This window comes from Dactylosporangium sp. NPDC051087 (assembly GCF_055586325.1).
In genome coordinates, this window is sequence record NZ_JBVJIJ010000007.1 from 211234 (window position 1) to 220101 (window position 8868).

6 protein-coding genes are annotated in these 8868 nt (G+C 74.3%); all 6 read right to left on the bottom strand.

Annotation, left to right across the window (positions count from 1 at the left end; genetic code table 11):
• Positions 1-139: 139 nt before the first annotated feature.
• The 6 genes from ACZ6TV_RS15640 to ACZ6TV_RS15665 all read right to left on the bottom strand — a co-directional run bounded on the left by ACZ6TV_RS15640 (position 140) and on the right by ACZ6TV_RS15665 (position 8665).
• Positions 140-1471: a M16 family metallopeptidase gene (locus tag ACZ6TV_RS15640; protein ID WP_465297846.1), complete on the bottom strand. Its 1332-nt coding sequence runs from the start codon at positions 1469-1471 to the stop codon at positions 140-142.
• Positions 1468-2763 carry a M16 family metallopeptidase gene (locus tag ACZ6TV_RS15645; RefSeq protein ID WP_465297847.1) on the bottom strand — a complete coding sequence of 432 codons (1296 nt, stop codon included), beginning with the start codon at positions 2761-2763 and terminating at the stop codon, positions 1468-1470. Before ACZ6TV_RS15645 ends, ACZ6TV_RS15640 begins: the two co-directional genes overlap by 4 nt.
• A 66-nt stretch (positions 2764-2829) precedes the next feature.
• On the bottom strand, positions 2830-4011 hold the full coding sequence (locus tag ACZ6TV_RS15650; protein WP_465297848.1) for a S8 family serine peptidase: 1182 nt from the start codon (positions 4009-4011) through the stop codon (positions 2830-2832).
• Between the two features lie 39 nt (positions 4012-4050).
• Complete coding sequence (locus ACZ6TV_RS15655; protein WP_465298004.1) at positions 4051-5031, bottom strand: hypothetical protein; 981 nt, start codon at positions 5029-5031, stop codon at positions 4051-4053.
• Positions 5032-5076: 45 nt separating this feature from the next.
• Complete coding sequence (locus ACZ6TV_RS15660) at positions 5077-5238, bottom strand: hypothetical protein (RefSeq protein WP_465297849.1); 162 nt, start codon at positions 5236-5238, stop codon at positions 5077-5079.
• A gap of 121 nt (positions 5239-5359) precedes the next feature.
• Positions 5360-8665 carry an ATP-dependent helicase gene (locus ACZ6TV_RS15665; protein WP_465297850.1) on the bottom strand — a complete coding sequence of 1102 codons (3306 nt, stop codon included), beginning with the start codon at positions 8663-8665 and terminating at the stop codon, positions 5360-5362.
• Between the last annotated feature and the right edge of the window lie 203 nt (positions 8666-8868).

Consider the following 8868-nt stretch of genomic DNA (forward strand, 5'->3'; position numbering starts at 1 on the left):
TCCGTACGCGGTTTTTTTTGGATTTGGAGAGCACACCCGGCGCGAGGGGGGTCCCTGTGGGGGGGGGGGGGGTGTGGGTGGGGGGTTCCCCCCGCCACACACCGGCACCTCTGGTGCGCGGCCGGACGCTCTGCGCCGGTCATGACGCCGCTCGGGTGACCGCCGTCAGCGCCGCGAGGGGCTTCTCGATCTGCTCGGCGTCGCCCAGGACGACGGCCGCGATCCGGGACGGCGCGAGATACTGCGCCGCCGCGGCCGCCACGTCCTCCCGGCTGACCCGGGCCAGCCGGGCGGCGTGCTCGGCGAGGTAGTCCAGGCGCAGCCCGAACCCGGCGTAGGTGGAGACCAGCCCGGCGAGCCCGGCCTGGGTGGACATGCCCAGCTGCAGCGTGCCGAGCGCATACTGCCGGGCCTGCTCCAGCTCGTCCTCCTTCGGCGGGAGGCTGGCCAGCCGGCCCAGCTCGTAGAGCGTCTCCAGCAGCGCCGGCCCGGTGACCGCGGTCGCCACCTCGGCGGCGACGACCAGCGCCGACCCGGCGACGGCGTGCTCGACGAGGGAGTGCGGCCCGTACGTGTAGCCCTTGTCCTCCCGGATGTTCTCCACCCAGCGGGAGGAGAAGTAGCCGCCGAAGACGAGGTTGGCCAGCTGCAGCGCGGCATGGTCGGGGTGCCGGCGGGACACCGCGGGCAGCGCCAGGCGCAGCGACGACTGCACGGAGCCGGGCCGGTCGACCAGGGTCAGCGGCCCCGGCTTCAGCTCCGGCGTCGGCGGCAGGTCGACGGTCGTGCCCGCGCCGTCCCACTTGCCCAGCATCCGCTCGGCGGCGGCGATCGCCTTCTCCGGCGCGATGTCGCCGACGATGACGAGGGTCGCCCCGGCCGGGTGCAGCCGCTCGGCGTGCAGGGTGCGCAGCGAGGCGGGGGTGACGGCCTCGACCTGCTCCGGCGCCGGGGTCTGGATCGCATACGGGTGCTTGCCGTACATCCGCTTGAGCAGCGCGGCGCGGGCCAGGTGGCTGGGCTGGCTCTGCGCGACCCGGATCCGGTCGACGAGGCGGGCCCGCTCGGTGCTGACCTCCTCCGCCGGGTAGTTGGCGTCGGTGAGCACCTCGGCGAGCAGGTCCAGCAGCCGGTCGAGGCCGCTGACGAGCGCGTTGCCGGAGATCAGCAGCCGGTCGGGGTCGGCGCCGGCGGACAGCCCGCCGCCGACCTTCTGCAGCTCGGCGGCGATGTCGACGGTCGACATCGCGGTCGTGCCGGACAGCACGGTCTGGGTGAGCAGCGCGGCGCGGGCCAGGTGCGCCTTCGCGAACGGCACCCGCAGCCGGATCTCGACCAGCGGCACCGACGGGCGGCGCAGCGCGATCACGGTCAGCCCGTTGGGCAGGGTCCGCTCGACGGTCTTCGGCAGCTTCAGCGGCCGGTTGGGCCCGAGGACGGGCACGGCGCGGAGCAGGGTTTCGGCAGTCACTTGGCTCCTCCGGCAATGACCTCGACCGCGGCGCGGCGCGACGGGACCAGCGTGGCCGCCGCGGCGATGATCTGCTCCTCGGTGACCCCACCGATCAGCGTGTGGAGCTGGTTGAGCAGCTCGGGCTCGCCGCGCTGCTGCTCCAGCACCGCCATCTGCAGCGCCCGGCCGAGCACCGCGTCGGTGTCGCGCAGCAGGTGCGTGGCCATGCGGGCCTGGGTGCGGCTGAGCTCGTCCTCGGCGAGGCCGTCGATGGCGATCCGCTGGCACTCCTCCTCGACCGTGCGCAGGACCTTGTCGACGTCGCCACCCGGGGGCAGGTGCGCCTGCAGGATCATCGCGGTGGGGTCGCGCACCGCGAACGGCTCACCCATGAAGCCGACGTAGCCGCCGACGCTGGTCACCGTGCGGTCCCGCAGCACCAGGCGCTCGACCAGCCGGGACGCGTCGCCGTCGGTGAGGACCTCGGCGAGCACCACATAGGGCAGGTAGCCCTCGAGGTCGTTGATCGGGTCCGGGACCCGCCACGCGGCCGCGACGGCCGGCAGCGGCGCGAGCCGGTCCTCGTAGGAGGAGCGGCGCTCGGCGGTCAGGTCGGGCTCGGCGAAGTCGGGGCGGGCCGGCGCCGGGCGGGCCGGGACGTCGCCGAAGTGCCGCTCGATCAGCGCGGTGGCGGTCGCCACGTCGAAGTCGCCGGAGACCGCGAGCACCGCGTTGCCGCAGGCGTAGTAGCGGTCGAAGAAGTCGGCGGCGTCGGCGACGGTCGCGGACTCCAGGTCGTCGAACGAGCCGTAGCCGTCGTGGGCGTTGGCGAACGTGTCGAACATGACCGGGGGCAGCCGCAGCCAGGGGAAGCCGCCGTAGGGCCGGTTGAGGACGTTGACCCGGATCTCCTCCTTGACCACGTCGACCTGGTTGCGCAGGTTCTCCTCCGTCAGGCGGGGGGAACGCATCCGGTCGGCCTCGAGGAACAGCGCCCGCTCCAGCGCGTTGGACGGCAGCGTCTCGAAGTAGTCGGTGTAGTCGAAGTGGGTCGATCCGTTGAACGTGCCGCCGGAGCCCTGCACGTAGCGGAAGTGGGCGAGCTTCTCCAGGCTCTCCGAGCCCTGGAACATCAGGTGTTCGAACAGGTGGGCGAAGCCGGTGCGGCCCTGCGGCTCGGAGCGGATGCCGACGTCATAGACGACCGCGACGCCGACGACGGGGGCGGCCCGGTCGGGTGTGAGCACCACCCGCAGACCGTTCGGAAGGGTGAGGCGCTCGACGGGATACTTGGACGCGGGGATCCGCACAGCGGGACTACGACGAGGCACCCGTCGAATCTATCCCGTCCCGCGCGATTCGCCGTCGCCGACCGCCTACCCGGTGCTACCGGCGGGCTCCTCGGCGCGGGCTTTCGAGGCTTCCGCGCGGCGCAGCCGGTGCTCGGCGCGCAGGGCGTACCACAGCAGCACCCCGATGAACGCGATCAGCGGCAGGCTCAGCAGCCACCCCAGGTTGCCCCGCGACCTGGGCAGGAGCGGGTCGGCGGCCAGGGGCGGCGCGGACGCCGTCGCCGAGCTGGACGGCGCCGGCACGACCGACGGCGACGGCGGGTGGGCGAGCGGGATCACCCTGGTCAGCGCGGGCACCAGGTCGACCCGGCCGACGCCGAACACCGGGTCCACGCCGGTGGCGCCGGCATCGACGGCGGTCACCGACAGCCGGTGCACGATCTCGTCGGCGGGCAGCTTCGGATACGCCGCGCGGACCAGCGCCACGGCCGCGGCGAGCACACCGGCGGAGGCGCTGCCGGCGTCGACCCGGTAACCACCGCCCGTGTTGGTGGTCATGATGTCCTCGCCCGGCACGGCGAAGCCGAGCTTGCGGCCGCTGTCGGAGGTGACGAGCACGTCGCCGGCGCGCGACAGCGGGACCGCCGCGAGGACCCCGTCATACGCGGCCGGGTAGGGCTCGAACGCCTCACCCGCGCGGTTGCCGTCGGCGGCGACGATGACCGCGTCGGCGGCGATGGCCTCCCGGACCGCCTGCTGGAGCCGCTCGCTGCCGCCGACGGAGTAGCCGACGACGATGACCTTGGCGCCGCGGACGGTGGCGAGCTCGATGCCCTCGGCCAGCTGGTCGGGGGTGACGGTGCGCGCGCCGGTCGGGTCCGGGGTCGCCGGGCTGCCGAGGACGACCGGGAGGATGTCGGCGGCCGGCGCGATGCCGAGCACCCCGTTCTGCCGGTTGGCGCCGTGGCCCTGACCGGCGATCAGCCCGGCGAGGGCCGTGCCGTGCCCGTCGGGGTCGCCGGGTGTGGTCGGCGAGCCGTTGGTGTAGATCGCGGGCAGCACGCTGGCGGTGAGGTCGACGTGGTTGCGGTCCACGCCGTTGTCGATGATCGCGACGGTGACGCCCTCGCCGCGGGTCTTCTCGTTGGCCTCGCTCACCCGCAGGTATTGCAGCGGCCACTGATCGTCACGGATGCCGTCCGCCCACGCCGGGCTCACGGGAACGAGTGCGAGCACGACTCCTGCAACCAGTGCGGCCTTCTTCACCGCGCTAGCGTGACGGATCGACGCAAGCCGCGCCAGTTGTCAGAGCGGCCGGATCGACTCGGGCGCCTCGTCGGCGACGGAGTCGAACTGGCGGTGCGTGTCAGGGATCGACACATACAGAATCGCCGCCTCGGGTTTGCCGAGGTCGACCAGCGCGATCGACACCAGCTCACTCTTCGCGCGCAGCCCGACCTGGTCGAAGTGCAGGCGGAACTTCAGCAGCCGGGCGGGGCGGCCGCCGAGCGTCAGGTCCTTCGCCGAGATCTGCTCGATCGTGTTCTGCTCGGGGTAGAAGCTGATCCGCACGTCGGCGGCGATCTGGTCGCCGACGCACTTGAGGTCCAGCACCATGCCGTCGTTGACCGCGGCCGGGACGTGCCCGGACAGGATCGTCGCGTGGTAGTCGCTGCTGCCGCGGTAGTTGGACTCGGTGACGAAGTGCTGGCCGATGCGGTAGGTGACCTTCAGGTCACCCCGGTCGACCCATGCCTGGTCCCACGGCTCCCAGGGGGCGCCGAACTCCTTGTAGGAGATCCCCGACTCCTCGTCGGAGATCCGCGGGCCGGCCGGCACCTCCGCGCCGCCGGGCGGCAGCTCGGGCGGGATGGTCGGCGGCGGGCAGCGGCGGGCCAGCTCGGGGCGGGTGTCGCTGGGGCCCTCCGGGCGGCTGCCGAACAGGCCGCCGGGCGTGTTGGCGTTGCCGGTCATGAGCGAGACGAGGATGACGACCAGGCCGACGACCACGACCGCGACCGCGCCGCCGCTGAGCACCTTCAGGATCCGCTTGTTGCGCTTCACCGGGTCGTCGTCGCCTCCGCCGCCTCCGCCGCCACCGCCGGTCGGCGGGAAGGAGGGCGGCGGCACGATGGGCGGGACGCCGATGCCCGAGACCCGGCCCGACCGGTAACCCGGCGCGGCGCGCGGCGGCTCGGCCGTGCGCTGAATCGTCGGCGCCGGCCCGACGGGCGCCAGCACGACCTGCGTGTCCGGCTGAGCCCACGGTGAATGCTGCTCGGTCATCTCAGGAGCAAGTGTCGCAGCCCGGGGCCAGTCTGCCAAAAACCGCTACGGCCGCGGCTGCTCCGGCGTGCGGACGTCGGTGACCTGGGGATACCTGGGAGTGTGCGCGGCGGCCACCGGGCCGATGACGATCAGGGCGGCGGTCAGCACCCCGGCGGTGGCCATCCCGACCACCAGTACGACCTCGCGCGTGTGCGTTGCCTGCATCGTGCGCACTTCCCCTCGCATGCCCGTCCGCATGCTCTTTGGACAGCTTCGAGGACAGCGCGGTTCCGTGGACAGCGAGGTGTCGGATGCTCGACCCGATCCTTGCCGTGATGCAAAGACGTCACCGGCTCGGCAGCGCGGTGATCAGCGCGAGCAGGCCCTCCTCGTCGAGCAGGTCGGCGGGGCGGACCGTGACGCCGTCGCGGACGTAGAAGAACGCCGCGCCGACCCGGTCCAGGGGGATGCCGCGCAGCTCCGACCAGGCCAGCCGGTACGCGGCGAGCTGCACCGCCGCGGCGGTGGCGTCGGTCCCGGCCGGCCGGTTGCCGGTCTTCCAGTCCACGACGTCGTAGCGGCCGTCGGGGTAGGCGTAGACGGCGTCCATCCGCCCGCGGACCACGACACCGGCGATGACGGAGGCGAACGGCACCTCGACGTCCAGCGGCACCCGGTCCGCCCACTCCCCCTCCAGGAACCGCTCCTGCAGGTCGGCGAGCGCCTCGTCGGGGGCGGCGCCCTCGTCGGCGGCGCCGGGCAGCTCGTCGAGGTCGATCAGCCGCTCGGCCTTGAACCGCTGCTCCAGCCAGTGGTGGAACGCGGTCCCCCGCCGGGCGTAAGGGTCGGGGCGTGAGGGCAGCGGCCGGCGCAGCGTGCGGGCCAGGCGCTGCGGGTCCCGGCGCAGCGTGACCAGCTGGGACACCGACATGTGCCCGGGCAGCGTCACCTCGACCGGGGCATTGAGCTGGGGGGTGAGCCTGGCCCGCTCGGCCAGGAGGAGATCGGCCTCGGCGGCCCACCGCTGCCCCGACCCGTCGGCGAGGACCTCGGCGGGCCACGCGATGCGCTCGATGGCCGCACCGGGTTTCGCCGGCGGCGTCGGTACGACCGCGGCCTCCACCTCGCCCGCGGCGGCCCGGACCAGCGCCGCGGCCGCCTCCAGCAGCGGACGGCGGCTGCCGAGCGGGTCGGCGGGCCAGCTGGCGCTCGGGACGTGCTCGGCCGTCGGGTTCTGCGCGTCGGGGGCCGGGGTGTCCGCCCACACGTCGACCGCGCCGGCGCCCGCCGCGCAGCGCTCGCGGATCTCGTCGAGGAAGATCGACGGGCCGCGGGCGCGCTTCACGCCGTCACCCCACCAGTACCCACTGGCCAGCAGCAGCCGGCGGGGGCGGGTGACGGCGACGTAGGCCAGCCGCCGCTCCTCCCGCACGTCGTGGTGCCGCCAGTCCTCGGTGAACAGCTCCAGGCGGCGGACCACGCCCTTGATGTCGGCGGCGGCGGACAGGTCCAGGACCGGCAGGCCGTCGCTGTCGCCGCGCAGCGGGAACGGCAGGACGCCGAGGCCGCGCAGCCAGTGGTCGCCGGCGTTGCTCGGGCCGGGGAACACGTCGTTGCACAGGCCGGCGACCGAGACGACGTCCCATTCGAGGCCCTTGGCGGCGTGCGCGGTCAGGATCTGCACCGCGCCGGAGACGACCTCGACCTCGCCGGGCGCGAGGCCGCGTTCCTCGTTCTCCGCGGCGGCGAGGAACGCCAGGAACGCGCTGAGGGTCGCGCCCTCGGACTCGGTGGCGAAGCGGGCCGCGATGTTGCTGAACGCGTCGAGGTGACCGCGGGCCAGACCGGCGTCGCCGGGGCGGGCGGCGACCTCGACGTCGAGGCCGGTGGCGCGTTCGATGTCGGCGACCAGGTCGGGCAGCGGCTGGTCGAGGCGCCACCGCAGCCGGCGCAGCTCCGTGCCGAGCGCGGCGAAGCGGGCGAACCCGGGCTCGGAGTAGTCGGCCGGCTCACCGAGATCGTCCAGGGCCTCGACCAGGACGGCCTCGTCGAGCCGGTCGGCGAGGGCGGGCTCGTCGTCGACCGGCCCGGCCCGGCGCGCGGCGGCGAGGGCGCGGGCGCGGCGGTACAGGGCGACGAGGTCCCGCGGCCCGATCCGCCACCGGGGGCCGGTCAGGATGCGCAGCAGCGCGGCGCCCTCGGCGGGGTCGGCGAGGACCCGCAGGACGCTGACGACGTCGCGGACCTCGGGTGTGTCGAGCAGCCCGCCGAGGCCGACGACCTCGACCGGCAGGCCGCGGGAGCGCAGCGCGTTCTCCAGCGCGGGGATCTGCGCGCGGGTCCGCACCAGCACGGCGGTGGTGGGCCGGTCCTCGACGGGGATGTCCATCGGGAACGTCTCCGGCGCCGCCCTCGCCGCGAGCCGCCACGACGCCACGACCCGGTCGGCGATCCAGGCGGCCTCGTCCGCATAGGTCTCCAGCAGCGCGCAGTGGACGGTCGCGGTCGACGCGGGCTCGGCGAGGACGTCGGCGGGGGCGAGCTCGGCGACCCGGGCGCCGTGCGCGCGCAGCGGCGCGGACAGCGTGTTGGCGACGTCGAGGATCTCGGGCCGGTTGCGCCAGCTGGTGGTCAGCGTCAGCTCGGCGGCGGCCGCGCCCTCGACGGTCGGGAACTCCGCCGGGAAGCGCTCCAGGGTGCCGGCGGAGGCGCCGCGCCAGCCGTAGATGGACTGGCAGGGGTCGCCGACGGCGGTGACCGGGTGGCCGCCGCCGAACAGCGACCGCAGCAGCACCACCTGCGCGTGGCTGGTGTCCTGGTACTCGTCCAGCAGCACGACCCGGAAGCGGTCCCGCTCGACCGCGCCCACCTCGGGGTGCGCGAGCGCGACCCGGGCCGCCCGCTCCAGCTGGTCGCCGAAGTCCATGGCCGAAAGCTGCGCCTTCTTCTCCTGGTACTGCCGGATCAGCGGCAACAGCTGGAGCCTGGCCTGCTGGCGGGACAGCACGTCACGGACCGGCTTGGCCATCTTGCCGGTCTTGGCGCCGACCTCGGCGAAGAACCGGCCGGTCCACGCGGAGACGTCCTCGGGGACCCGCAGGTGCTCCGCGAGATCCCCGGCCAGGTGCAGGACGGCGTCGACGACGGTCGACGGTGCCGCCGCGACCGCGGTCATGTCGCCGTCGTACCCGCGCACGACGGCGTCGGCGAGCTGCCAGCACGCGGCCTCGGTGAGCAGCCGCGTCGAGGGCTCGAAGCCGGCCCGGACGCCGTGCTCGCGGACCACCCGGGCGGCGTAGGAGTGATAGGTGGCCACGGTCGGCTCGCCCGCGATCAGGTCGTCGCGGCCGAGCCGGCGCACCAGCTGCCCGAGCCGCTGCCGGATGCGGTGCGACAGCTCCCCGGCGGCCTTGCGGGTGAACGTGAGCCCGAGGATCTGCTCTGGCCGGGCGTGCCCGTTGGCGACGAGCCAGACGACCCGCGCCGCCATCGTCTCCGTCTTGCCCGACCCGGCCCCGGCCACGACGAGCAACGGCTGGACGGGCGCGGCGATGACGGCCGCCTGCTGCGCGGTCGGCGCCGGCTGCCGCAGCAGCTTCGCCAGCTCGACGGGCGGGTAGGTGGTCGCCGGGCGACTCTGGGTGGCGGTCATGCGTCCTCACTCCGCTCCGGGCGCATGACCCGACACCGACCTGCCGATGACCGGCCCGAGACGCTTCGCTGGCCGGTCATGCGTCCTCACTCCGCTCCGGGCGCACGACCCGACACCGACCTGCCGATGACCGGCCCGAGACGCTTCGCTGGCCGGTCATGCGTCCTCACTCCGCTCCGGGCGCACGACCCGACACCGACCTG